Origin of the sequence: Candidatus Nitrosopumilus sp., from assembly GCF_040878665.1 — an archaeon.
Classification (GTDB): Archaea; Thermoproteota; Nitrososphaeria; order Nitrososphaerales; family Nitrosopumilaceae; genus Nitrosopumilus.
Window position 1 is genome coordinate 175,196 of record NZ_JBBDLU010000008.1, and the last position, 25,845, is coordinate 201,040.

A 25,845-nucleotide genomic window follows, 5' to 3' on the forward strand; every position below is an offset into this window, starting at 1 on the left:
ATATAGTTCGTTTTGGTCTTAGAACTAAAGAAGGTAAAAATTTTCAGTTTACGGCATTTAAATTTGATCAAGTAATTCTTTAGCCTTATCAAGTGAAATTTTCTTTTCCTCAATCATTTTTTGAACAATTTCATCTATTTGATTAGTGGTAGCACCAGCAGCTGCGGCAAGATTTCTTGCATGCAAACGCATGTGTCCTTTTTGAATTCCGTCAGTGGAGAGAGCTCGAATTGCACTATAATTTTGAGCCAATCCAGTTGCAGTTATTACACATGCGAGTTCTTTTGCAGATGCAATTCCTAGAATTTTCATACATATTTTAGCCACAGGATGAACATTTGCTATACCTCCTACAATACCCACAGAAAGAGGAATCTCCAGTGTTCCAACTAGATTTCCATCATTATCTTTACTCCATTTACTAAGTGAGCGATATTTACCTGATTTTGCAGCATATGCATTTGCAGCAGCTTCAATTGCCCTACTATCTTGACCTGCTGCATTTGCAGCAGCTATGATTCCATTCATTATACCTTTGTTATGAGTAACTGCTCGGTAGACATCATTGTCAGCAAATTCAAATGCAGATACAATATTATCAACTACTTTTTCTCCTCCAACTGCTTCTTTGTCAAACACTGCCGTTGCTTTTACCAATCTACGAGTAGAGTAATTAGATAAAATACGAAGTAATGTTCTTCCGCCAGTAATTTTTTCAATTAATGGCGAAATAGCTTCACACATTGTATTTGTAACATTGGCCCCCATTGCATCCCCTACATCAATTAAAAGTTCTAAAATGAGCATTTTGCCAGATGGAGTGTCAAGTTCTTTACAAAAGATTTCTTTTGCACCTTTTCCCATTTTAGATAAAGTGTTACTTTGAGAATTTGCAAGTTCAAGTATGTCATTTGTAGAATTTTTAATTTGTGAAATTGCCAAAGAGAAATCAGTCACATCCAATACTTGCACTTGACCTATACTGTAAGATTCATCTGCTGAAACTGTAAAACCGCCTTTGACTCGAGCAATTTTTGCTCCCTTGGATGCGGCTGCAATTACAGATGGTTCTTCAATAACCATTGGGACGAGATAGTCTTTTCCGTTAATCAGAAAACTGGTTGCAATTCCTAGTGGAAGTGAAAATGTACCAATGGCATTTTCCACCATTTTGTCTGCTTTATCAAAAGAGATTCCTCCATTATCGTTTTGTAAAATATCTAATTCCTCTTTTGAGAGTTTTGCAAAGTTTGCAACTAGATCTAATCTATCTTTTCTTGATTTCTCAAAAAACTTTGAAATTGATGAATCTGTCATTTTAGTATCCTCAATAGTTTATCATCCATACTGTCTGGAAAACCTTTTCCATCAGTGTTTGAAGTAATTACATAAAGACTTCCATCATTACCTTGAACTACATCACGAACACGTCCTATACCACTAAGTATTGATTTTTGGGAACTCAAGCCCTCTTCAAAATCCAATTGGTAAAGATTGGATGCACGCATTGATGCCATTATGAATGAAGATTCAAAGTTAATGGTATCTCCAGAATAAAATAGAATTCCACCGGGTTCTATACTAGGGTCATAACAAAGAATGGCATTTTCAAAATTGTCATTACCAGAACATTGTTGTTCAGGCCATCCATAGTTTTTTCCTGCTTGAATTTTATTAATTTCATCATTTTTTTCAGGTCCGAATTCTGCCACATACAATATACCGTCATCATCCCAAGTCATACCCTGTGGATTTCTGTGTCCTAAAGAATAGACCGGGGAATCAGAAAATGGATTATCATCTGGAATGGTACCATCATCGTTGAGTCTTAAAATTTTTCCAGATAAGGAATTAATATCTTGAGGAAGATGTGAAGAATCAGAAACAGTGCCAGTACCTACATACAGTTTTTCATCGGGTCCAAATTTAATAAAACCACCATTAGTAAAAGAAGATCCAGGAATTTTATCAAATATAGTTTCCGCGTGTTGTAGTTTATTTTTAAATTCAGTTATTTTTACAATCTTATTCCACAAAACACCGTTTTCTTCATATGTCAAAAATACATAGATGAAATGATTGTTTGAAAAATTTGGATGTAGTGTAATTCCTAATAATCCACCATCAAATACATCAGCAGTACGGAAAACAGCTAGTGGTGATTCTAAAAGAACATTATCTTCAATAACTCTAACTAAACCATTTTTTTCAGTTACAAAAATTCTATCTTCAGAAGCAGCTATTGCACGAGGTTTGTTGAGATTTTCAGCTATAATGGTTACAAAATCATTTTCATGATTTGAATTAGGCTCTGGTAACGGAATTGGATCATTTGGTGAAGTTAAAACAAATATTGAAAACACTATCGCAATGGAAATCACAATGATTTGAATTTTTTTGTCCACGAAAATACAATCTTTTCAAATCATATTAATTACTTTCAAAAATTTGATAAAGCGTATATACGGCTGAACTTCATTTATGTTCAGCGGGGTGGGGAAGCCAGGTCATCCCGGCGGGCTCATAACCCGCAGTTCAACAGTTCAAATCTGTTCCCCGCTACTTAGTTTCTATAAACACAAAACCATGAATTAGATTTATCAAATTTTGTTGTTTTGTTGATTGTTCCAATTCGTTGTAATGGTCTTGTAAGATGTCTATGTGCAGAGATTTTTGGGAGGTAAAGTTGTTTTTTGATCTTTCTTGAAATTTCAAAAGTTGTTTTTTTAAAAGTTTTTTTCCCGCAACTGATACATTGAAAACCTTGACTCTTGCCTTTGGATTTCATTTTTTTATTGCATTTATTGCAAACTGGGTTTGAAATAGAAGTGTTTTTCACAAGAGAAAGAATATCAAGGAATTCAAGATTTATTATTCGTGGGAAATTTTTTGAAGCTTTTCTAACGCCTCCGCCAATACAAATTTTGTCACCTTTTAACAAATGTGAAGCAATTGTTGAAAGTCCAGTAGGTTTGTAAACAGCACACCAAAATTCATGATCATTAGAAATTAGTTTAAAAAATACATGGCCGCCTTTTACAATTTTTGGTATGTCTGATACAATTCCCGTAATTTTTCCAGAAGAATATGGTTTCATATTTTCAAAAGTTAATTCATTTTTCAAATGATCACCTGTTCCTTGATTGGATTTGAAAATCATATAGCCATCTAATTTTTCATCACTTTTGAGAATTTTAGTGGCATAAAGTAACGAATCTACATTTTCGCCTCGAACACCGTAAAAAACAGGATCAGGTCCATGAGGAGTAATCAAGATACGTCCTTTCTTTGTATCAAAACTGTTAAACGTATTAGGAAATGTTTTTTCTTGCATAACTTTTACACTGTCAGTAGAAATTTGTCTCTCTTTTCCAAATTTTGATTTTTTTCGATAACTCAAAAGCTCTAATGTATGATCGTGAAAATCATATCCTATTGCACCAATAGCACCAACCAAACCTTGACCATTTCCCTGATAATGTATTTCTAAGTTATTTTTTTTAGCAAATTTTTTTGCCTTATTTCTATTAATTAATTGCCATAAAGCCAAGTTGCTAAATTTTACAAATTCAGATGGAATCAAATTATTTTCAAAAAACACCAATCCAGGATTTGCACCATTTTTAATATCAGAATATTTTAAAACTAAATTTTTGATTTGATTTTTAATTTTAGATGGATTTTTTGTCTTTATTTTAAGTGAAACTGCTCCATTGCCTCTTGTTTTCCATGGAATATTTGGATTAAATCTTATCAATCGTGGAAAATCAAGAAATTCGGTTTTCTGTTTCTGAAGCAAATCTACTATTTTGTAGGCTAAAAATGTGGTACACATTCCTTTTGGAGAATCTGTATCATCAAATCCAACATTAAGAATGGTTTCTTTTTCCATACTTCATTTTAGCAACTCAGACATTTTTAGTTGTTGCATAGTTCAGTTGATTTAAATTAATAGCGCTACATTCCAAGCTAAATTGATTGTAATAGACGAGGCAAGGATTTTCAAAGAAATTGAGGAAAAAAATCCTGCATCAGTTTCATTGAATGGTCCAGATGGAATATTACCTCAAGTTCAAGAAATGGCAATAAAAATATCAAAAAAATTTGGAATTCCAGCTTATGTTTTAGCAGATACAACATGGGGAACTTGTGATCTTAATACAAATGGTGCAAAAATACTTGGTTCTGAGATTCAATTTAATATTGGACATACAATTAATACAGAATCATTAGAGAAAAATTTAGTTTTAATTGATGCTTTTGATGACGTAGAATTTGATAGTGTTGCACGAAAATGTATTGATTTATTGAAAGGAAAAATTATTTCACTAGTCACAGACAGCCAACACTTACATCAAGTCGATAAAGTTGAAAAAATTTTAACAGATGGTGGAATTAACGTCAAAATTGGAAAGGGAAAAGGACAATTAAATGACGGTCAAGTGTTTGGATGTGAATTTTATCCCGCATCACAACTAAAAAAAGAAGTTGATGCCTATGTGTTTCTGGGGCAAAGTAATTTTCATGCAGCAGGAATTGCATTATCAACTAATTTACCAACTTATGTTCTAGATCCATATTTTAATGAAGTAAGAGAAGTTACTGAATTTGCACAGAAATTAAAAAAGAAAGCAACGCTGGCAATATACAAAGCAGCTGATGCGAAATCATTTGGGGTTATTGTAGGGCTAAAAGAAGGACAACTATCCAAAGTTTTTGCACTAAAAATAAAACGAGAACTAGAAAAAGAAGGAAAAGAGGTTCAGTTGTTTGCATTAACTGATATTACAAATGAGAGGCTGAAAAATTTCAAAGGAATAGATGCTTTTATTCAAGTGGCGTGCCCAAGAATCTCTACAGATAACCAGTTTGACAAGCCAGTATTATCCACACCTCAAGCAAACGCGCTTCTCAGAATTTTAAGAAAAGAAAGCATTGATGAATATTTAGAAATTCCACATTGGTTATAGTTACAATATCAGGTGTTGGAATCTAGGATTATTAGATAATTTTTCAAATGATTTTGATTTTTTAGCTTTAATTTTATATTGAATTCCTTGAGAGATTGCCCTTTCAAGTAAATCAAGTGCCTCATCATGTTTAGATATCATGACAAGATTACATGATTTATCAAATAAAACATCCCCATTATCAGGATAATCATTTAAAATTTGATTACAACATAAGATGGAATCGTTAAAGTTTCCCATAGAAAATAAAATTCGTTCCTTATGATATAGAACAATGTTGTATTTTGGATTGCTAGTTAAAATTTTATCACATATTGATAATGCTTCAAGAAAATTTCCTTGTTTACGAAATGCCGAGATTTTATTTATCAGTACAGATAGATCGTCTGGAAAAAGATGTAAAGCAACATCATAACATTTCATAGCATTATCAAAATCTTTTAGTTTACTCAACGCATATCCTTTATTATTAAGAGAACCGATATGATGAGGATTTTCGTTTAAAATTTTATCATAATACGTTATTGCTTCTTGAAATTTTCCTTGTAAAAATAATCTGTTTCCTTCATCTAAAATTGAATTGATTCTTGGATCATCCATACTAATCAAATACTAGGTTTGATTAAGATTTTTCCAAATAATCCTTTACCATGAAGCATTTTTGTATGAGCTTCCGCTGCTTGCTCCAAAGAATAAGTTGAATCAATTATAGATTTTATTTTACCTTGAGACATCCAATAAAGACTCTGTTCCAATTCAGCTCGTGTGCCTTGTGTTGAGCCCAATATATTGACACCTTTAAAAAAAATATGGCGTAGATCAGTTTTAACATCGTATCCTGTGGTAGCACCAGTTGTAACAATTGTTCCACCATAATTTAACAAGGTTAGTTCTTTATTCCAATGAGTACCTCCAATATGTTCAAAAATCACATCAACTCCTGGAACATCACTACCAGATTTGAGAATTTTTTTTGAAATTGATCTGACTTCTTTATGCCAGTCTTCTTTTCTATGATCTACTGCAAAATCAGCACCAAGTTCTAAACATTTGTCTAGTTTATCTGAACTTGCAGTTGCAATAACAGTACATCTATAGAGTTTTGCAATCTGGATTCCATAATTTCCAACACCAGAGCTTCCACCCATAATCAAAACCAATTGTCCAGGTTGAATTTTTGCTCTACCTACAAGCATATGCCATGACGTCAACAATGTCATTGATGCAGCTGCTGCTTCATCATACGATATTCCTTCTGGAATTTTTACGACATTAACTTCTGGAAGATGTGTAAATTCACAATAACCCCCCCAAAGTGGACCTGTTTCAAAACCCCATATTACTCGCTTTCTGCAATCATATTCTCGTCCATCAGTACATGCTTTGCAAACTCTGCACGACATGTTTCCATGAGATACTACTCTATCGCCAACTTTGATATTTTTAACATCATTACCAATTGCAACTACTTCGCCTGCAGCATCAGTCCCAGAGATATGAGGCAATGGTATTGCAAGTGGTTTGCCTCTCATTCCCCAAATATCATCATAGTTAAGGGCAGCCGCTTTTACTTTGAAAACAACTTCATTAGATTTTGGCTCAGGCTCAGGAATTTCTTTAATTTTTAAGATTTTAGAAAAATCATCATCAGTAGTATATTCATCATATACCAGAGCTTTCATGGTTTTTTTCTAATTTTTAGAGATATATGATTTACCAAAATCTGACAATACCACAAACAATTATAATCATAAAAACAAAATTCCCAATATGTCTGAAAATACAACATTTCCTGGTGACAGTATAGCATCTATTGAAGAATACGAGGCAGGGCACAATGCTTTTGACGATGGAGATATGGTAAGAGCAGCAACGGTTGGAGAAAAATACATGGACAAAGTAACACGAACTGCCAACATCAAACATCCAAAACTTCTATCAATACCTCAAGTGGGAGACATTGTAATTGGAACAGTTGCAGCAGTAATGTCATCGATGATTGCAGTTTCAATTGATTACATTAATGGTAAACCTACAACATCAAAAGTAGAATGTGTATGTTCAACACGAAATATGAGAATAAGAAATGTTGCACTAGTTAATGACATTGTTACGCTAAAAATTATCAGTCACCTTAATGGTACAATTCATGCTGTAATTAACGAACCAAATTTAGGAATTTTATTTACTAAATGTAGAAAATGTGGTGGCAAAGTTGTTCCAATGCGCGATGCTATAAAATGCGTTGAATGTGCATGGATTGATGAAAGAAAACTTTCTTCAAACTTTGGAAATAGTGATTTTGTAAATTTAAGAGGTTAAAAAATGATACATGTGTCGTTCCAAGGTGAACGAGGTGCTTATAGTGAAGCTGCAGCAAAATTATTCTTTAATGAAGAAATTGAAACTGTTCCCTTGGCAACATTTGCAGAAGTACTAGAGAGTACTTCTTCAGATAAAACAGAATATGCCATTTTACCAGTGGAAAATTCATTGGAAGGGAGTGTTGGTGAAAGTTATGATCTGTTATATTCTACTTCACTTAACGCAACAGGCGAAGTATATCATAGAATTGAGCATTGTTTAATCGGAATTGGTAAAATAGATGAAATAGATACAGTTTATTCACATCCGCAAGCATTAGGTCAATGTAGACAATTTATTGAAAAACACAATATGAAAACAATTCCTGCATATGATACAGCAGGCAGTGTAAAGATCATCAAAGAATTAAACAAGAGTAACTGTGCATGTATTGCCAGCAAAATTGCTGCAGAAATATATGACATGCCAGTTATTTCAGAAAATATTGCAAACAATCTAAATAACTATACTAGATTTTTGGTTCTATCAAAAGAAAATAGTCCGGAAACGACTAATGATAAAACATCTATAATATTCTCGATAAAACACGAACCAGGATCATTATATAGAATAATTGAAAACTTTCACAAAAACAATGTAAACCTTACAAAGATAGAATCAAGGCCAACAAAAGCAAATACTTGGGAATACAATTTCTATGTGGATTTTGAAGGACATGCAAATAATCCAAAAATTTCAGAGATGTTAAAGAAAATAAAGCAAGAAACGCTATTTATGAAAACTTTGGGTTCATATCATTCAGCTAAATTAAACTAGAATCCTTTTGGTTTTCTCAGAGTAAAGCCCATGCTAAATCCAATGATAACCATTCCGGAAATTATCACCATAAGATCAAATGTGAACCAAATAGGATCAGAGCTTCGAATTAATTTTCCAGTTATAACTAATTCAGAATTTCCTGTGTTTTGAATTTGAATTCGAGTTTCGCCATCTTCTAAGTGTACCCAATCTAAAGTCAAAGGTTCCTCAGTTCGATCCTTAAATGACTCCATAGTTGTTTCTGAATTAGATGATGGAATCTGTAATCCAGTGCTTGGACTGGTAAGTCTAAGATCAAAAGCATCACCAGTTATTTCCATATGTTGTGGAGTGTGATCGGGAGCAGGAATTGTATACGATGTTGAATCACCAACCCCTACAACATAATTTTCATTAATAGTAATTGTTCCTATATGTAAAATTAAAGAGTACCCTCCAATGGCAATTATTGCGCTGCCGATTATCAGTCCAATAACGGTTCTTTTAGAAAGCATATTGAAAATATTTTAAATGCTGCTTAAAAAATTACCGTATTTCATTTTGTATCATCAAGCAGGCATAAAACTATGCATTTTACACTCGTTTTTGACAAATCATATAAATTAAAAACTTAGCTTCAAGAATATTATCTGGAATAGAAATGATTCCAACAATAAAATAATCCTCGTTTGTAAATACTACCCACACGATTATAAATTAAATGAGAACCAAGATCAGCATTACTCCAATGGGCTTTTTGTGGTCCATTCAATAACCATTTCAGTAATCTAATATCCAAAGAAATAGTCATGTATTGATCATAGTTTTCTATATCACTTTGAGATATTTTTTGAAATCCTTTACCATTACAACTTATTGCAATTATCAAATCCTCATTATTCACATCAATAGTTTTAAGAATTATAATAGAATTTGAAACCCAATTAATCTTCTTCCTAATTTTCTCAAAATTTTCATATGATTTTGGAATTAGATCCCAGATTTCTGAAGAAGATGGTATTGGTTCATGTTCATATGGAAATTTTTTCTTTGAAAGGACATCATTGACGTATTTCTGTTTCTCGGTTTTATCAATTGGAGTATAAGTTTTGTTAATTTTTCCAGTATCAATGTCAAGCCAACAGTCATTATTCATAATTATTCCTCGGTACTTTTCAGGGGATACATTAGAGCACAGCCACTCAAATGCATCTTCTAATTCTGGTTCTCCCCTATATTGATTCATAACAGTATTTTTACCACATAGTGTGTATCGTCCTGCAAATGGGATGTAGTATTTTGGTTGTAGTAATTCAATGTATTTTTTTGTCGTTTCAAGTTTTGTGAATTGTTTTTTTATAGATTCTTGATGTTTTTCGTCATCAGGTAAATTATAACAATGCGGCCAAGATGATGCTGCAACATATCCAACAAGAAGAACATCGATATTTCCATATAATGACTTGATTAAAGAAGCAGTATCTTTTGCAATATCAAATGGACAATCATTTGTGTTTACAATTACTTGTTTTTCGTTATCAAATACGGCTATGGTGTCAATTTGCGTTGTTTTGAATTTAATCTCGGCTAAACCACAGCCCATAATCTGACCACAGATGTTGGGATCACAGTTATCTGCTGCCATTATATTGATATGTAGATTATTTTTTAGTGAAATTCTAACGCCATGTTCTAATTCAATTGTTTTAAAACCCAAACTCTCAATTTTATTTTTAAGAAATTTTTCAGGAAAATTATGTATCAATACAGGAATATCTTTGTTTAATTTAGAGAGGGTTTTTGCAGAACTATGATCAGGATGAATGTGACTAACATAGATAAAATCAACATCGATGAAATTATCAGGATTAAAGTCGTACGGTGGGTACATCGCCCAAGAACCAAGATATTCTTCGCCCTCAAGCCACGGATCACATAAAATCTTAACTTTAGAATCACCAGTACTATCTTCAATCATTACAGATGCAGAATTAAGCTGGATAATTTTCATACAAAGATACAAAAAATAAAGTGTCTATTAAAATTCTTCATTATTTAGTTTTTTATCCAGCTATACAAGAATGCAAATCACATTAAAGAAACATCGTGAGGTTGGCTTTCTGCAAATCCTGCTCTTGACATTTTGATAAATTCTGCATTTGTTTGCATTTGTGGAATTGTGTGAGCACCACAATAACTCAATCCGGAACGTACTCCACCTGTAAGCTGTTTTAGAATGTCAGTTACTGTTCCCTTGTATAGAACCATAGCCTCTACACCCTCTGCAACGTAATCATTTAGATCATCATCTAGTGAGATTGAGCCTGTTTCTTTTGATTTTCTTCCTATCGAAGCAGCTAATGATGCCATTCCTCTGTACACTTTGAATCGTTTACCATTTTTAGTCAGGACTGTTCCAGGAGATTCATCAGTTCCTCCAAGCATGCTGCCTATCATTACTGAAGAAGCACCAGCTGCCAATGCTTTTGTTGCATCACCAGAAGTTCTAGTTCCACCGTCAGAAATTATTGGAATACCATGATCTTTACCGATTTTTGCACAATCCATTACTGCAGTCAATTGTGGCACACCTGAACCAGTAATTACTCTAGTAATACAGATTGAACCAGAACCTACACCGACTTTTACTGCATCAACTCCAGCTTTAATCAAATCTTCAGTACCTCGAGCAGTTGCAATGTTTCCTGCAATTAATTCACAATCTGGAAATGCTTTTTTGATATTACGTATTGTGTTAATTGCATTTTCACTATGCCCATGAGCAATATCAACTACAAGTACGTCTACACCTGCTTCTAAAAGGGATTCGCTTCTTTCTAAAAAGTCACCTTTAACTCCTACAGCAGCACCTACTAATGGTCTGCCTTTTTTATCTTTAGATGCATTTGGGAAATTAGCATTGTTTGTAATGTCTTTACTGGTGATTAGACCTTTGATAATTCCCGAATCATCCACTATTGGCAATTTTTCAATCCTGTGTTTGTGTAAAATTTCTTTAGATTCTTCTAATGTAACACCAAATTTTGCAGTTACAACATCCTTAGTCATTACATCTTGAATTTTGTTATTTGGATTAGCAAATAGTAAATCTCTTTCAGTTACTATCCCAATTAATTTTGAGTTTGAATCAACAACTAAGAGGCCAGAAATTTCTTTATCTTCTGCATAATCTATAGCGTCTTTGATAGATTTATCCGGAGAGATAGAATATGGATTTTCTATCATTACACTGCCTGAGCGTTTTACTTTGAGAACTTCGTTTGCCTGTTCTTTGATTGTTAAAAATCTATGAATGATTCCTATACCACCTGCACGAGCCATGGCCCCTGCCATAGAGGATTCGGTGACAGTGTCCATATTTGCGCTCACAAAAGGGATGTTAATTGAGATATTTTGAGATAATTTTGTAGTCAGATCAGTTTGGCTTCTACTTGTAATATCTGAATATTTGGGTACGAGAAGAACATCGTCAAAAGTTAATCCTTCTTTGAATTCCAATGAAACCTTGTTAAGAAAGTAAAATATTGATTATAAGCCTTTGCGTCGTTTAGTAAGTTCAGAGGCGATCCTTACAGTATCTTTAGTTGCTTCTACATTATGAGTACGAATAACATTAGCCCCATTCATGACAGAAATAGCTTCAGCTGCAATAGAGCCAAATAATCGATCAGACGGATTTTCTTTTTCTAGTATTTTTCCCAAAAAAGATTTGTTTGAAACAGAGATCAAGATAGGATGGTTTTGTTTAATGGCATTCAGATTTTGAATTATGGATAGATCTCTTTCTAGCCAATCTGATTTTATTTTTGTAAAAAATGATCCCTTTCCTGTTTTTCTAAAAAATCCGATAGCAGGATCTAAGACGATCTTTTCAGATGGGATGTGAGCCTTTTTTGCAATCTGTAAGCTGTCTCTAAGAAGTTTTTTAGTTGTTGTTATAGGATTGCCAATGACAATTTTTGAATCATATGCACATAAAATTAATGATGGCGTAAATTTCGAAATGACTTGTTGCATTTTTTTATCATATTTTAGTCCAGAAATGTCATTAATTATTTCAACACCATGCTCTAAGGCATCTTTTGCAACATTAGCTCTACAAGTATCAACAGAAATGGGAAGATTTGTAAAATTTTGAATTATTTTAACTGCTTTTAGAATTCTATCAGATTCAGTTTTTTCTGAAACTAGTGTTGATAGATAAGGTGCAGTAGACATTCCTCCAACATCTATAAAATCAGCACCTTGATTTTCCATTGCTTTAACAGTATTTTTTATCTGAGTCTTACTAACTTGGATAGATTTTTTGTAAAATGATTCACGACTAGTGTTTAAAATTCCCATTATACGAACAGGATTACTTCCACCTACTTTCAATTTCCCAATTTGTGCCACATGGTTTATCAAAAACTAACTCAATTTGAGTTATATGATGATTTTAGGTTGGAAAAAGAGATATTCAGAGATTTTAAAAGAATTCAATTATGATGAAAAGAAAGACAGAGAATCAGCTCTTCTTTTAGATGCAATTTTAGAAAAATCAGATGTCGATACAAAAATAATCAATCTAGTGAAAGGAAAAACAGTACTAGTCATTGGTTCTGGACCGTCACTACAAAAAGCAATTCCAAAATTGAAAAATCATAAAAAAGTTGTTAAAATTGCTGCAGACAGTTCAGTAAAGGTATTAGTAGAAAATGAAATAATTCCAGATATTGTTGTTACAGATTTAGATGGAGATGAAATCATATTAAAAAAAATTGCAAAGACAAAAACCATATTTGTTGTACATGCACATGGCGACAATATAGAAAAAATAGAATTTGCAAAACAGTTTAAAAATTGTATTGGAACAACACAGTCAATACCATTTAATAAAATTCAAAATTTTGGAGGATTCACAGATGGAGATAGAGGAGTTTTTTTAGCAAATTATTTTGGGGCAAAGAAGATTATCTTAGTTGGGATGGATTTTGGGAAAAGAATTGGTAAATTTTCAAAAACAAAAAAAATAGATAGGAAAATAAAATTACAGAAATTAAAAAGAGGAGAATTGCTTTTAGAATGGCTATCGACTATTACAAAATCGGAATTATTTACCACATCCAAGGCAATCAAGGGATTCAAAAAAATATCATACAAGGATCTGGATATCATAATTACCTAGAATGCATTTAATACCCATCATTGATTTATCAAATTATGAAATTTTCAGAGGAGCAAGTTAAAGAAATTGTTGCATTGAAAGAAAGTTTGATCGAGCAAATTGACAAGCATCAGCAAGGCATAGATACATTAGAAAAAAACATCGTGATTTTAGACTCATTCTTGAAAGACTCTAGTTTTACAAAAGCTTCTCAATTAGGAATTAAAAAAATAATAGAGAGAAAAATAGAGATTGAAGAAAAACAGGTAGAGAATTCAATCCCAATTAAAAGAGGAAGCGATGGTAAAATAATTGCCAATGCATATGTTACACCAGATCAACTTTCTATAATTTTAGATAATGGGATTACCATCAATGCAGATACTCCACCTTTCAAATCCTTCTTTTTGGATAGAATAATTGGAGAAATGAAAAAGAAGGACTCTGTAGAGGCAGAAAATGGAAGAATCCAGAAAGAATCAATGATTGATTATATTATCAACAAAAACGGAACCGACATTAGAGAAATCATAATTAAAAACTATAGACAAAAAGAGAGAGTAAATGAATTAATCAATACAGCTGGATGGTCATTAACTCGAATGCTTGAGAACATCAACAAGTGATGATATGGATAAAATCATAGTTTTAGATTTTGGTTCACAGTACAGTCATTTGATTTGTAGAAGAATTAGAGAATTTTCTGTATATGCAGAACTTGTACCTTATGATATCAGTTATGATGAATTACAAAAACTAAATCCTACTGGAATAATTTTTTCAGGAGGGCCATCAAGTGTTTATAATTCTGATGCTCCCACTCCAGAAGATAAAATTTTTGAGATGAATTTACCATTGCTGGGAATTTGTTATGGCCATCAATTAATCGTAAACAGATACGGTGGCAAAGTAAAAAGAGCAAACAAAGAGTATGGATCATCACTACTAACAATTGACAATAATGAAGATCTTCTAAATGGAATTGGACAATCAGTTAGGGCATGGATGAGTCATGGGGATGAAGCAGAGCAAATCCCAGAAGGCTTTAAAATAATAGGACATACAGAAGGGGCAAAGGCAGCAGCTATAGCATCAGAAGAAAGATCAATTTACGGAATTCAATTTCATCCTGAAGTGGTACATACGGAACAAGGTACTGAAATTTTAAAGAATTTTGTTTTGAAAGTTTGCAAAGCAAAACAAGACTGGACTATGGAGGGATTCATAGACTCAGCTGTAGAGAAGATTACAAAAATAGATGGAAATGTTCTTTGTGGCGTTAGCGGAGGTATTGATTCAACAGTAGTAGCATTACTTATTCATAAAGCAATTGGAAATAGACTCAAATGTGTTTTTGTAAATAATGGATTGTTAAGATTAAACGAGGAAAAAGAGATCGAAGAGATGTTCAAAGATAATTTCAAAGTTGACTTTACATCAGTTAATGCAGCAAACACATTCCTTGGAAAACTCAAGGGAATAAAAGATCCTGAGCAAAAAAGAAAAATTGTAGGTGAGGAATTCATTCATGTTTTTACTGAATTTGCGGAAAAAAATGGCCCATTCAAATGGTTAGCTCAAGGTACACTATATCCAGATGTAATTGAAAGTGGCGTGTCAAAAGGACCAGCTGCCGTGATAAAATCTCATCATAATGTTGGAGGATTACCAGATTGGCTTGATTTAGAAATTTTAGAACCGTTAAGAGAATTATACAAAGATGAAGTAAGAAAAATTGCAAAAATTCTTGAAGTTCCAGAAAAACTTTTCATGAGACATCCATTTCCAGGTCCTGGTTTAGCTGTTAGAATAATTGGTGAAGTTACTCCAACAAAACTAAAGATTTCAAAAATAGCAAGTAAAATTGTTGAAGAGGAGTTGATGGAGGCTGGATTGTACGAAAAGGTATGGCAAGCATACGCAGCAGTAGGAGATGACAGAGCGGTAGGTGTGGTGGGAGATGAACGTCGATATGGAAATATAGTCATGATTAGAGTTGTAGATTCAGTAGATGCTATGACTGCAGATTGGACCAGATTATCACATGAATTATTAGAAAAAATGAGCAATAGAATAACAAATGAGATTGAAGATGTTACATGGGTAACCTATGCCATTTCAAGTAAACCACCAGCTACAATTGAACCACAATAAAAATAGTGATGATTTTGGAATATGAAAAAATTTCGGATGCAATTTTAGGATGTGATGATAAGATCAGGTATGTAGGAATATATGATTTTGGAGAGCTTTATGAAAAAATGCGACCAGGACTACAAAATTATTTATCAAGAGAAGAAACTGAAATGTCTTTATCTCAAGCAGTATATCGTTGGTCTTCTCGTAAAAAAACAGCAGATAAAATTGGAAATCCAATATTTGCGTTAGCAAAATATGGAAAAATTTATCGAGTAACTGTACCGATTGGTGGAGCAGGATTAATTTTGATAAGTATTGAATTAGATGCTGAGATAATGACGGTCATAGAGAAAATTTTAAAAATAAAAAATCAATATGCTTGATAAGAGGGATAGTATGGATTTTCACGTATTTGACACATATGTAAAAGCAAAAGACGGACACACTATGCATTTTGATGTTGTAACTGATACAGATAATTTAGAAAAAGCAATATCTTTTGCAAAAGAATGGTTAAAATCAATCGGAGAAGAATCTTCTATAGTTACAACTAAAGAATGTAGATTTTGTCACACACAATCAGTGCCAGAGGATATGGAAATCGAAATAATGACAGATGGGTATTCTATTTCCAAGATGGAAGGATGCCCAAATTAATTAGAATCTACGTTAATAATTTCTTGTGTAATAAGGTACTCTATTGCTGCAAGTAATTCATTTTCTGAAATAGTTTCTTCTGCATACCAAACAAAAATATCATGTACCCAAGAAGGTATTTTAGATTCAGATTGGATTGAATCATTCTGTAATGATACAATATTTTCTACAGATTCTTCTTCAGGTATTATCAATTCTTCAAGTGAAGTCTGAGTAATGTTTAATGGCATACTGGAGCTAACAATAGAAAATGTTGAGACAGCCTCTCCAGTACCAAATTCAGAATAAATTCTTAATGCATAATCACCAATTAGATCTGACTGAGCAGAATCAGGCGTAAGGTAATGTAAAATTTGAACACCGTATAATTCATCATCTATGACTTTGGGAAAAATTTCAGTATTTTTTATGATTTCATTATCACTTAATCGAATAATTTCCATAAAATGATAACCATCCTGAGGATTATAGTTTTGAATTTGTATGTTAGCGCGAATCATTTGGGTTTTATCTAAATCGATTATATCACCAGAAAGAAAATCAATAGTGACGACAGGTAATTCTTCAACGCCATAAACTTGATTTATTTGAAATAACATAATCATTGAAAATAATCCAAAGATAATATTTGAAACCAATTTTTCCATAAAAGTCATTGATTTGAATGGTTATAACTATAATTACCATTTTGTTGACAAACAGATTCCAAAAAGGAAATGTTGATCAAAGCATGCAGGCACCAAAAACGCCTGCTGAATCGCCTAATTTGTTTTGCAAAATAGGTGTATCAACTAAATCTGAAAAAACTTTACTGTAAACGAATTCTTTTCCCTCAGTATAAAGAAAATCAATATTTGATAAACCTCCACCTAAAACAATCACATCAGGATCTAAAATATCAATTACGTTTGCAAGACCATATCCAAAATTTTCCAAAAAATCATCTTTCCATTTTTTCCCAATTTCATTATCAATATTAGAAAGGATTTCTGGGAGAGGTTGAGATTTTCCAGAAAGTAAAGTCCATTGGTTTTCAAGTGAAGGTCCACTAATGTAAGTCTCTACACATCCAGTTTTACCACAATAACAGGGATTTCCATTACGATGTAATGTGTGATGCCCCCATTCTCCACCAATATTGGTTCTTCCAGAATGTATCTTTTTATTAATTACAATTCCTCCACCTACACCTGTACCAAGAATTATACCAAAAACTAAATCAAAATCCACAGCAGCACCCAATGTAGCCTCGGCTAGGGCAAAACAATTAGCGTCATTTTCCATTGAAATTTTTTTGTCTAGTTTATTTTCCAAATCTTCTTTTAAAGATCTGCCAATCAAACACTGAGTGTTGCTGTTTTTAATCAATCCAGTTTGTTTAGAAATTGCACCCGGTGTACATATGCCTAATGTAAAATCTGAAATATTTTTAGATAGATCTAAAACAAGTGATGACATAGCACCTAAAATTTTGTCATAATCATTTTGAGGAGTAGGAATTCGTTTTCTTTCAAGGGCAACAAAATTTTCATCCAGTAAAACAGCTTCGATTTTAGTGCCACCTAAATCTACACCAAGTTTGTACAACATCATTTACAAGAATTCTTAGAGTTAAGGTTTAACTAGAATTTTAGCCCATTCCAGGCATACCGCCACCTGGAGCACCAGACACGGCAATTACATCATCAATTCTAAGAATCATGCATGCTGCCTCTGTCGCAGATTTGATTATCTGCTCTTTAACCACTATTGGTTCTACAACATTAATTGCCATCATATCTGCAATCTTCATGTTTCTAGCATCAATTCCAGTCCACTTTTGATTTTGATTTTGCTTTGCGCGAAGATTAGCCATCGTATCAATTGGATCCATGCCTGCATTTTCAGCAATAGTTAATGGAATTGTCTCTAATGCCTCTGCATATTTTTTGATTGCAAGTTGTTCTTTTCCATCAAAATTATCAGCCCAGTCTTTGAGTATGGATGCTGCGTATGCTTCAGGAGCACCGCCACCTGCAACAATTGCAGGCTTTTCAATTACATCTTTTACAACCATTAAAGAATCATGAATTGAACGATCAACTTCATCAATTACTCTTTGTGTACCACCTCGAATTAACAATGTAACAGACTGTGGATGTTTACATCCTTCAATGAAAACCCACTTGTCAGATTCAACTTTCTTTTGTTGAGCCAGATCTGCTAAACCCAGATCATTTTCTGAAAGATCATCAAGACTGCTTACTACACGTCCACCTGTTGCTTTAGATAGTTTAATCATGTCACTTTCTTTGACACGTCGTACTGCCATAATACCATACTTTGCAAGATAATGTTGTGAAATATCATCAATTCCTTTCTGACAAATCAACACATTTGCACCTACATCATGTAGTTTGTCAACCATGGTCTTCAACATTCTATTTTCTTCTTCTAAGAACATCTGCATCTGTGTTGGATCAGTAATTCTAATTTCTGCACTTAATTCAGTTTTTTCAATTTCTAATGCAGAATTAACTAATGCAATTTTTGCCTTTTCAATTTTGGTAGGCATTCCACTATGAACAATTTCTTTATCCAAGACAATTCCTTTGATAATTTGTGTATCATCGATTGAACCTCCTGCCTTTTTTTCTACTTTGATATTCTCAAGGTCAACAAAATAATTATCACCTTTCTTGGTTGCAATACTAAGAATTGCATCAACAATAATTTTTGAAAGCAGACTACTATCGTCAGAAATTAATTTTGATTGCATGCTAGTTGTGGCGATTTTTATAAGAGATGCTCTATCATCAGGTTGAATTTTTTTTGCTAGTTGTGAGTAAATTTCTAGAGTTTTATCAGCAGCTGCTTGATAACCATCAATTATGGTTGAGGCATGAACATCCTTCTTGAGAAGGTCTTCTGCTCTAGCTAATAATGCGCCTCCAAAAATAACAGAAGATGTTGTACCATCGCCTACTTCATTATCTACGGTTTTAGAAATTTCAACCATCATTTTAGCTGCAGGGTGCTGAACATCAATTTCTTTTAGAATTGTGGCACCATCATTTGTAATTGTAACGTCACCTAAAGAATCAACTAACATTTTATCAAGACCTCTAGGACCAAGACTGCTTCTAACTAATTGTGCAACCAATTTTGCTGCAGCGATATTATTTTGTTGAGCATCTCTGCCTTTTTGTTGTAATGCACTCTCTTTGAGAACTAAGACAGGTCCATTTGGTCCTTGTTGAATTGATGCCATTTAGATTCAGCTACAATCCCCTGAATCCCCCTTTTTAACATTACTTAGTTGATCGGCGAAATGTAGCTGCGTTTTTTCACATCGACTATCCCACCTGAGAGAATTCTGACAGATGGTAGTGCTAGAAATGGTAAGAATAACGGAATCAAATGTGGTCTAGAAAAATGACATCCAGAATCAACAATTGAATTATTTATTTTTTCAAAATTCGAGGTTACATTTTCAAATGAATCAGTTGAGAGAATTCCTGCAAATTGTAATGGTAATGAAGCAAGAATTTTTCCAGATTTAACAACAACTAATCCACCTTGATTATCAATGATATGATTTGAAGCAATGATCATGTCAGAATCATTTGAACCAATAACTATCATATCATTTTCATGAAAACTCCAAGATGAAGCAAATGCTCCTATATCAGCACCAAAATTTTCAAGAAATCCAATAGTATGTCTATTTGTTCCGTGAATTCTATCAAATGCTGCAACCTTCCAGATATCAGAATCTAATGAAGCAGAAACATATCCATCCTTTGGATAAAGTTGTGCAGTATTGATTTTGGTAATAATTTCGGTTTGCATGAAGATAGTATTTGCAGTAATTTCTTTCTTTTTTGTTTTTATGAGAAAATCATTTTTTGTGAATTTTTTTAGTTTAACAGTTTTTTTGATCCACGGTGAGATTGGTTTTTTCTTAATGGAACCAACAATTTTTCCATCAGAAACGACAAGTTTTCCTCCAACGAAAACTTTGTTTGGTTTGAATGATTTTAAATCATCAAAAATTAAGATATCGGCTAATTTTCCAGGAGCTATTCCACCAAGATCTTTTCCCATGTTATAATAATCAAAATTATTCTTTGATGCCATGGCAATAGCATCAATTGGCTTTAAGCCAAGTTTTATTGATTCTCGTATACAATGATCTATATGACCAAATTTGACAATGTCAAGCGGATCAAGGCCATCAGAGCAAAACATCAAACGATCAAGATATGTACCGTGAGATAAAACTCGTGGAATTATTTCTTTCAAGTCACGTCTAATTGACCCCTCTCTAATCATTATCCACATTCCAAGACGTAATCTTTCTAAAACTTGATCAAAATTGATTGGCTCATGACAAGACAATATTCCAGATGAGACATACGCGTTAAGTTTTTTGTCACTTGCACCAGCAGTATGTCCATTAATTATGCAATCACATTCCAACATTGCAAAAAGTGATTTCATTGTTTTAGGTTCACGAAGAGTGACTTTGGTCCATGAAAAGACTTCACCTAAACCTAGAACGTGAGGATGTTTAATTGCAGATTTTTCTTGCGACAGTGATAAAGAATCACTGTTACTAAATTTTGCATCAACTGGAAGACCTCCTGGTACAACTTGGAAGATTCTAACAGGAAGATCTTCTCCAAGTTTAAGAAATTCTTTGAAACCTCGATATCCTGCAACGCTAACAACATCTATTGGATCAGAGAAAAGAGAAGTAACACCACATAGAAGAGCTTTTTTTGCAAACTCTGAAGGCAATACAAATTGATCAATGTGTAAATGTGGATCTGCAAAACCAGGACCAACATATTTTCCATTTACATCAAGTACTGTAGTTTTGGGACCAAGTGTATGTGTAGCATCAGGACCAACATATGCAATTCTATCATTGATAATAGCAATCTGAATTTTTGGAATTATTTCTCGTGTATATACAGATAATAAATTACAATTTTTTAGAATTAGATCTGCTTTTTTATCACCCATAGCTACAGAATTCAGAATCGAGATCGAATTTGCTAGGCTCGAAGTCACGATTTTTAATTAGATTTTGCGCCTATTATAGATTCAATGCTTAAATTACGGTTGGGAAGGTTTTGTTGATATGAACATTCCTAAGGTGATCAGAAAGTATTGTGCAAAATGTAAAACACATACTGAGCAAAAGGTCTCCATTTACAAGGCTGGAAAAAGACGTGGTTCAGCAAGAGGTGAACGCCGACATGCAGAACGTAAACGTGGATACGGTGGACAGAAATTCCCAAAACTAGCAAAACCAGCCAAAGTTACAAAGAAAGTTACTCCTATTATGACATGTACTGTTTGTAAAAAGAAATACAATAAACCAGGCATACGAATTAAGAAATTTGAGTTGATAGCAGCATGAAGAAAGATCATATTGAAATTCCAAAACCAGCTAGTAAATTTCAAAAAGTCAATTGTAATGAATGTGGTGAACTACAAGTAGTTTATTCTCACGCATCAACACAAATAGCATGTAATTCATGTGGAAATACTATCTCAGAACCAACAGGTTCAAAAGCTCAATTAAATGGAAAGATATCAGGTAGTGCCGAGTAAATCATAATCTTGTTTTGAATTTAAATTAAAAGCAACTCTCTTATCATCAAGTACAATATAATTTTCAACTAAATTTTCTAAGGAAGTGATTTTTTTCGCATTAACTAATGAAATTCCAGTATAGTGACATATTTGATTATTAAAATTAACTGAATAATTAGATTCAAGTCCAAGGGCAGTTAAGAATTTGTTAGTAACAAGAATGCTAGTCCAACTTTTTTGAGGATTATAATAGGTTGTTATTTTTTGAATTATTTCTTTATCTAATAATGGTAAATCTCCAGATATGACAAGAAATTCATCGCAAAAAGTTTGAAGTGCTAAATTTAGATCTTCTACATAACCAATTCCAGGCGTATCAAAAGTTTCAACATTATTTTCTTCAAGTAATTTTTTTGTTTTTGGTGAATTACAACTAGTAACAGATAATATTTTTGAAAAACAATTTGAATTTTTTAATGAATCTATTACATGAAGAATTACAGGTTTTTTGTATTTGAGTAATAATTTTTCATCATTTAATTTCATACGAGTTCCTTTACCACCTGCCATAACAAGTGCAATCATAATGAAACAAATACCATCAAAGAAGCTAATCTTGTAAATTCGTTAGTAGCCCCAAGTACATCACCAGTAATACCACCAAAACTACGAGTAGATAATGCTAATAAAAACAAGGTCAAAGAAACAGTAACTCCGAACATCATCAATCCAATAGTTTCTCCAATCAGAATTACTGGGATTAGCATGATGATGAATGCTGCTGAAAGTTTTTTCTTATCTTTCATGAATTCTACAAAAGGGGAATTTGAGCCTAAAGAAGCAGATTTACCTAGACTTGCCATCATCACCATTGAGAATTTTGCTAATATTTCACTAATCAGAATTGCTCTAAACAGATCAAATCCACTAGTTAGTGAGATTGTGATTATTAAACCAACTAAATACAAAACAATGGTGACAACTCCAGCAGAACCAGTAGAAAGATCTTTCATAGCTTGTAGTTTTCTATCTTTAGTTCCTTTTACCATAAGTCCATCTGCAAAATCAGCTAATCCATCTGCATGATGTATTCCAGTAACAATTGCAATAGATGCAACAACTAACAAACTAACTAATAATGGATCTAAGAAAAAAGATAAACCAAAACCTAATGAACCAATTAAAACTCCGATTACAATTCCTACAACAGGAAAGAGATACATGTATTTTGCAATATTTTCTAATGTTGCATTTGATGATGGAAGTATTGTCAAAAAAGAAAAAATAGATCCAATTTCTTTAAGCATGTATCCACCATCCAATAAATGATAAAATAGAAATTATTGGTATAACAATTATTCCAAAGAAAAGTATTGAAGTAAGTTTCATTATTGCAATTGCAGATAATACATGTTCTTTTGTTAATGCGGTTTCACCATCACCTAATTTGTAGTAATTTATTTTTTCAAATTTTGTTTCTAAGGCTCCTGCTAAAGCAGCCATAGGATATCCAGCATTACGACTTTCAGTTTTTTTACCATCCCTCATCATTATCTTGTATGATTCCCTCCAATTATTTTGTAAGATAATAGATGAGATTATCATTATTAGTCCTGTAAGTCGAGATGGAATGTAATTTAAAATGCTGTCACAGGTTGCTGCAAACCAACCGATATTTTTGAAGATTTCAGTTTTGTATCCAATCATTGAATCAGCAGTGTTAATTACACGGTAAACAAATGCTCCAGGCAATCCAAAAAAAGCATAATAAAACAAAGGACCCGTAATTCCATCAACTGTATTCTCACTTATGCTTTCAAGTACGCCTGAAATAATGTGATTTTTATCTAAATTTTTGGTGTTTCTCTTTACGATCATAGATAAGCAGGATCTGGCCTTGTCAAGATTATCTTCATCAATCGATTTTATTACGATCTTAGCATGTTTTTCCATTCCACGAATGGCAATAGTAGTCTTTAACAGCAATCCACCAATAATTATTGAGACAATTAGTGAAATATAATCAATTAAAATCAACGATATTCCAATCTGCAAAATAAAAAGTAGTAAAATTACTAGACTTGAAACAATCACAATAATAAAAATACCACCAAATTTTTCAATTATAGGGTATTCATTTTTTGTAATAGGTGTAAGTTTTGCAATTAATATTCCAATCCAAGCTGTTGGATGATATTTATTTTTAGGATCTCCAAATTTGAAATCAAGAAAAAGTGCAATACCAACTATAAGTATAGATTCAAAAATCATCATAACATTCTCTCAATTGACTTCATATCTATATTTGATCTGACAACTTTTGCTAATTTGTTTAATTCATTATCAATTTTTAAAATATTTTTCTTGGTCCAAGTAATATGTTTAGGATTAGAATTAAGAGAGTCTTCTTCAGGTAGATCAAGTGGTATTAATGGAATGGTGCCAACAACAGGTATTTTTGTAATATTTCTGAGTTTTTGAAATCCTGGTTTTAATACAGATACATCACCTCTAAATTTATTAAAAATAAAACCTTTTACAAGTTTTTGATGTTGTTTCTCAATTAGAGCCATGGTTCCAACGAGACTAGCAAAAGATCCACCTTTGTCAATATCTGAAATTAAAAGGACAGATGCATTTGCTTTTTGAGCAATTCTCATGTTTGCAATATCAAATTTTTGTAAATTGATTTCAGCAGGAGAACCTGCACCTTCCAGAATTACTAAATCAAAATTTTTCTGTAAATTTTTTAATGAATTTGAAACAATTTTGAATCCTTCCCGATTAACAAATTTTTCATAATACTCTTTTGCATTCATTTTTTTGTAGCGTTTTCCATTCAGATACACAATACTATTGTAATTTCCAACAGGTTTGAGCAAAATAGGATTCAAGTCTGGAATAATATCACATCTAGCACCAATAGCCTGAATAGCTTGAGCACGAGAAATCTCAAATTCAGGTGTAATATATGCAAAATTTGACATGTTTTGAGATTTGAATGGTGTAACACGATATCCTTTATCTGAAAAAATTCTACAAAGTGCAGCTACTAACGTTGTTTTTCCAGCTCCCGAAGATGTTCCTTGAATCATTAAGGATTTCATGAAAATATCTCCAATGTTTTTACAAGTTTCAAATTATCTTTATGGGATTTAACTGCAATACGAATATGATGATTATCTAGTCCTCTAAAATTTTTACAGTTTCTAATTAAGATTTTGTATTTGAGTAATTTTTGTTGTAATTTTGTTGAGTCAAATTTAGTTTTGATTAAAATAAAATTTGTAGACGAATCATAACAATCAAATCCATTTAATTTATTTATTTTATTTTTTAAATAATTTAATTCCCTGTCAATTATTATATTTGATTTTTTAAGATGAGATTTATTTTCAAGTGCAATAGTTGCAGCGTCTTGAGCTAAAGAATTCACACTCCAAGGTATTTTGATTTTTTGTAATATATTGATGATTTGCTTAGATGCGGCAGCATAACCAATTCTTATTCCAGGTAACGCAAAAGATTTTGTCAATGAACGTAAAACAAAAAGATTGTCGTATTTTTTTACATACGAAATTATAGATTCATTTGACTTTGGAACTATTTCAATAAAACATTCATCAACAAATACAATTGTAGAAAGTTTTTTTGAAGCTTTTATTATCTGAAGTAATTGATTTTTCAACAAAAGTTTTCCCGTAGGATTATTAGGATTACAAAGGAATACACATCCATGTTTTGGAATTTGTGAAATAAATAAATTAAGATTTTTAGATAAATCCATAGTTTTGAAATAGGATATTTTACAATTACTTAGTTTTGCCGCTGTTTCGTATTCTTGAAAAGTGGGAATTGGAATTAAGACAGGAGTTTTTTTAGATAGAAATGCAAAACAGAAATTATAGATAATCTCAATGGCACCATTCCCAACTAATAAGTTAGATTTTTCTAATTGAGTATATTTTTTCAAACTTGATAAAACTATTGAGGAACTAAAATCTGGATAATTTTTGATATTATCAATATTTTTTTTAAGGATTTTCTTTACGGATGATGGAATTCCAATAGGAGTGATATTAGAACTAAAATCAATAATATCTGGATCAAGTTGTGACAATGGATTTCTTCCACCATGTATTACTGGAACATGTTTAATGATAGATGGTTTTACTCTTATTTTCACAGTTCCAAGTAGAATTA

The 25,845-nt window shown here is 32.4% G+C and carries 28 protein-coding genes and 1 tRNA gene; 11 read left to right on the top strand and 18 right to left on the bottom strand.

Going from position 1 to position 25,845, the window contains the following annotated elements:
* Positions 1-57: 57 nt before the first annotated feature.
* The gene (locus tag WDZ98_RS09000; protein ID WP_368060355.1) at positions 58-1,317 is read right to left on the bottom strand and encodes a hydroxymethylglutaryl-CoA reductase, degradative; all 1,260 of its coding nucleotides are present in this window, start codon (positions 1,315-1,317) and stop codon (positions 58-60) included.
* On the bottom strand, positions 1,314-2,405 hold the full coding sequence (locus WDZ98_RS09005) for a PQQ-dependent sugar dehydrogenase (protein ID WP_368060353.1): 1,092 nt from the start codon (positions 2,403-2,405) through the stop codon (positions 1,314-1,316). The genes WDZ98_RS09000 and WDZ98_RS09005 overlap by 4 nt, the downstream gene beginning before the upstream one ends.
* An 82-nt stretch (positions 2,406-2,487) precedes the next feature.
* On the opposite strand from WDZ98_RS09005, the gene WDZ98_RS09010 reads away from it, so the two are divergent.
* A tRNA-Met gene (locus WDZ98_RS09010) sits at positions 2,488-2,562 on the top strand.
* A gap of 1 nt (position 2,563) precedes the next feature.
* Here WDZ98_RS09010 and WDZ98_RS09015 read toward each other — a convergent pair.
* Positions 2,564-3,892, bottom strand: coding sequence for a DUF1743 domain-containing protein (locus WDZ98_RS09015; RefSeq protein WP_368060351.1), 1,329 nt, complete (start codon positions 3,890-3,892; stop codon positions 2,564-2,566).
* An 82-nt stretch (positions 3,893-3,974) separates the two neighbouring features.
* Between WDZ98_RS09015 and dph2 the strand changes: the two genes are divergently transcribed.
* Complete coding sequence (dph2, locus tag WDZ98_RS09020; protein WP_368060349.1) at positions 3,975-4,970, top strand: diphthamide biosynthesis enzyme Dph2; 996 nt, start codon at positions 3,975-3,977, stop codon at positions 4,968-4,970.
* On the opposite strand, the gene WDZ98_RS09025 is transcribed toward dph2, so the two are convergent.
* Positions 4,971-5,570, bottom strand: a complete 600-nt coding sequence (locus WDZ98_RS09025; RefSeq protein ID WP_368060347.1) for a tetratricopeptide repeat protein — start codon at positions 5,568-5,570, stop codon at positions 4,971-4,973.
* 5 nt (positions 5,571-5,575) lie between these two features.
* Positions 5,576-6,652, bottom strand: a complete 1,077-nt coding sequence (locus tag WDZ98_RS09030) for a zinc-binding dehydrogenase (protein ID WP_368060345.1) — start codon at positions 6,650-6,652, stop codon at positions 5,576-5,578.
* 88 nt (positions 6,653-6,740) lie between these two features.
* Here WDZ98_RS09030 and WDZ98_RS09035 point away from each other — a divergent pair, with 88 nt between their 5' ends.
* A complete protein-coding gene (locus tag WDZ98_RS09035; protein ID WP_368060343.1) occupies positions 6,741-7,292 on the top strand; it encodes an exosome complex RNA-binding protein Csl4 in 552 nt (183 codons plus the stop codon).
* A gap of 3 nt (positions 7,293-7,295) precedes the next feature.
* Positions 7,296-8,111, top strand: coding sequence for a prephenate dehydratase (gene pheA / locus WDZ98_RS09040; protein WP_368060341.1), 816 nt, complete (start codon positions 7,296-7,298; stop codon positions 8,109-8,111).
* Here pheA and WDZ98_RS09045 read toward each other — a convergent pair.
* The 4 genes from WDZ98_RS09045 to folP all read right to left on the bottom strand — a co-directional run bounded on the left by WDZ98_RS09045 (position 8,108) and on the right by folP (position 12,509).
* Positions 8,108-8,608: a hypothetical protein gene (locus tag WDZ98_RS09045; RefSeq protein ID WP_368060339.1), complete on the bottom strand. Its 501-nt coding sequence runs from the start codon at positions 8,606-8,608 to the stop codon at positions 8,108-8,110. The genes pheA and WDZ98_RS09045 overlap by 4 nt on opposite strands.
* Positions 8,609-8,739: 131 nt before the next feature.
* Positions 8,740-10,104 (bottom strand): MBL fold metallo-hydrolase, encoded by a 1,365-nt coding sequence (locus WDZ98_RS09050; protein ID WP_368060337.1) that lies wholly within the window; start codon positions 10,102-10,104, stop codon positions 8,740-8,742.
* Between the two features lie 77 nt (positions 10,105-10,181).
* Positions 10,182-11,612, bottom strand: coding sequence for an IMP dehydrogenase (gene guaB, locus WDZ98_RS09055; RefSeq protein WP_368060335.1), 1,431 nt, complete (start codon positions 11,610-11,612; stop codon positions 10,182-10,184).
* Positions 11,613-11,642: 30 nt separating this feature from the next.
* Entirely contained in the window at positions 11,643-12,509 is an 867-nt protein-coding gene (gene folP / locus WDZ98_RS09060) for a dihydropteroate synthase (protein WP_368060333.1), read from the bottom strand.
* A 34-nt stretch (positions 12,510-12,543) separates the two neighbouring features.
* Here folP and WDZ98_RS09065 point away from each other — a divergent pair, with 34 nt between their 5' ends.
* Genes WDZ98_RS09065 through WDZ98_RS09085 form a run of 5 tightly spaced genes read left to right on the top strand, consistent with a single transcriptional unit; the run spans position 12,544 to position 16,056 of the window.
* Positions 12,544-13,281 carry a 6-hydroxymethylpterin diphosphokinase MptE-like protein gene (locus tag WDZ98_RS09065; RefSeq protein WP_368060331.1) on the top strand — a complete coding sequence of 246 codons (738 nt, stop codon included), beginning with the start codon at positions 12,544-12,546 and terminating at the stop codon, positions 13,279-13,281.
* 35 nt (positions 13,282-13,316) lie between these two features.
* Positions 13,317-13,886 carry a hypothetical protein gene (locus tag WDZ98_RS09070; protein WP_368060329.1) on the top strand — a complete coding sequence of 190 codons (570 nt, stop codon included), beginning with the start codon at positions 13,317-13,319 and terminating at the stop codon, positions 13,884-13,886.
* Positions 13,887-13,890: 4 nt separating this feature from the next.
* Positions 13,891-15,414, top strand: a complete 1,524-nt coding sequence (guaA, locus tag WDZ98_RS09075) for a glutamine-hydrolyzing GMP synthase (protein ID WP_368060327.1) — start codon at positions 13,891-13,893, stop codon at positions 15,412-15,414.
* Positions 15,415-15,422: 8 nt separating this feature from the next.
* Positions 15,423-15,782, top strand: a complete 360-nt coding sequence (locus WDZ98_RS09080) for a hypothetical protein (protein ID WP_368060753.1) — start codon at positions 15,423-15,425, stop codon at positions 15,780-15,782.
* A 13-nt stretch (positions 15,783-15,795) separates the two neighbouring features.
* Positions 15,796-16,056 (top strand): DUF2024 family protein, encoded by a 261-nt coding sequence (locus WDZ98_RS09085; protein ID WP_368060325.1) that lies wholly within the window; start codon positions 15,796-15,798, stop codon positions 16,054-16,056.
* Here WDZ98_RS09085 and WDZ98_RS09090 read toward each other — a convergent pair.
* The 4 genes from WDZ98_RS09090 to WDZ98_RS09105 all read right to left on the bottom strand — a co-directional run bounded on the left by WDZ98_RS09090 (position 16,053) and on the right by WDZ98_RS09105 (position 21,066).
* Entirely contained in the window at positions 16,053-16,661 is a 609-nt protein-coding gene (locus tag WDZ98_RS09090; protein WP_368060976.1) for a hypothetical protein, read from the bottom strand. The two genes, WDZ98_RS09085 and WDZ98_RS09090, sit on opposite strands and share 4 nt — an antisense overlap.
* Before the next feature lie 118 nt (positions 16,662-16,779).
* Positions 16,780-17,646, bottom strand: a complete 867-nt coding sequence (locus WDZ98_RS09095) for an ROK family protein (RefSeq protein ID WP_368060751.1) — start codon at positions 17,644-17,646, stop codon at positions 16,780-16,782.
* A gap of 40 nt (positions 17,647-17,686) precedes the next feature.
* On the bottom strand, positions 17,687-19,306 hold the full coding sequence (gene thsB / locus WDZ98_RS09100) for a thermosome subunit beta (RefSeq protein ID WP_368060321.1): 1,620 nt from the start codon (positions 19,304-19,306) through the stop codon (positions 17,687-17,689).
* Between the two features lie 44 nt (positions 19,307-19,350).
* A complete protein-coding gene (locus WDZ98_RS09105) occupies positions 19,351-21,066 on the bottom strand; it encodes an adenine deaminase (RefSeq protein ID WP_368060749.1) in 1,716 nt (571 codons plus the stop codon).
* A 118-nt stretch (positions 21,067-21,184) separates the two neighbouring features.
* Between WDZ98_RS09105 and WDZ98_RS09110 the strand changes: the two genes are divergently transcribed.
* Both WDZ98_RS09110 and WDZ98_RS09115 read left to right on the top strand, forming a co-directional pair.
* Positions 21,185-21,466, top strand: a complete 282-nt coding sequence (locus tag WDZ98_RS09110; protein ID WP_368060319.1) for a 50S ribosomal protein L44e — start codon at positions 21,185-21,187, stop codon at positions 21,464-21,466.
* Positions 21,463-21,660, top strand: coding sequence for a 30S ribosomal protein S27e (locus WDZ98_RS09115; protein ID WP_368060317.1), 198 nt, complete (start codon positions 21,463-21,465; stop codon positions 21,658-21,660). Before WDZ98_RS09110 ends, WDZ98_RS09115 begins: the two co-directional genes overlap by 4 nt.
* On the opposite strand, the gene WDZ98_RS09120 is transcribed toward WDZ98_RS09115, so the two are convergent.
* From WDZ98_RS09120 to WDZ98_RS09140, 5 genes are read right to left on the bottom strand one after another with little or no spacing between them, the layout of a single operon-like run.
* Positions 21,643-22,227: an NTP transferase domain-containing protein gene (locus tag WDZ98_RS09120; RefSeq protein ID WP_368060315.1), complete on the bottom strand. Its 585-nt coding sequence runs from the start codon at positions 22,225-22,227 to the stop codon at positions 21,643-21,645. The genes WDZ98_RS09115 and WDZ98_RS09120 overlap by 18 nt on opposite strands.
* Entirely contained in the window at positions 22,224-22,949 is a 726-nt protein-coding gene (gene cobS, locus WDZ98_RS09125) for an adenosylcobinamide-GDP ribazoletransferase (RefSeq protein ID WP_368060313.1), read from the bottom strand. Before cobS ends, WDZ98_RS09120 begins: the two co-directional genes overlap by 4 nt.
* A complete protein-coding gene (locus WDZ98_RS09130; protein WP_368060747.1) occupies positions 22,942-23,913 on the bottom strand; it encodes a cobalamin biosynthesis protein in 972 nt (323 codons plus the stop codon). The genes cobS and WDZ98_RS09130 overlap by 8 nt, the downstream gene beginning before the upstream one ends.
* The gene (locus tag WDZ98_RS09135; protein ID WP_368060311.1) at positions 23,913-24,749 is read right to left on the bottom strand and encodes a cobyric acid synthase; all 837 of its coding nucleotides are present in this window, start codon (positions 24,747-24,749) and stop codon (positions 23,913-23,915) included. The genes WDZ98_RS09130 and WDZ98_RS09135 overlap by 1 nt, the downstream gene beginning before the upstream one ends.
* Positions 24,746-25,828 carry a histidinol-phosphate transaminase gene (locus tag WDZ98_RS09140; RefSeq protein ID WP_368060309.1) on the bottom strand — a complete coding sequence of 361 codons (1,083 nt, stop codon included), beginning with the start codon at positions 25,826-25,828 and terminating at the stop codon, positions 24,746-24,748. Before WDZ98_RS09140 ends, WDZ98_RS09135 begins: the two co-directional genes overlap by 4 nt.
* Between the last annotated feature and the right edge of the window lie 17 nt (positions 25,829-25,845).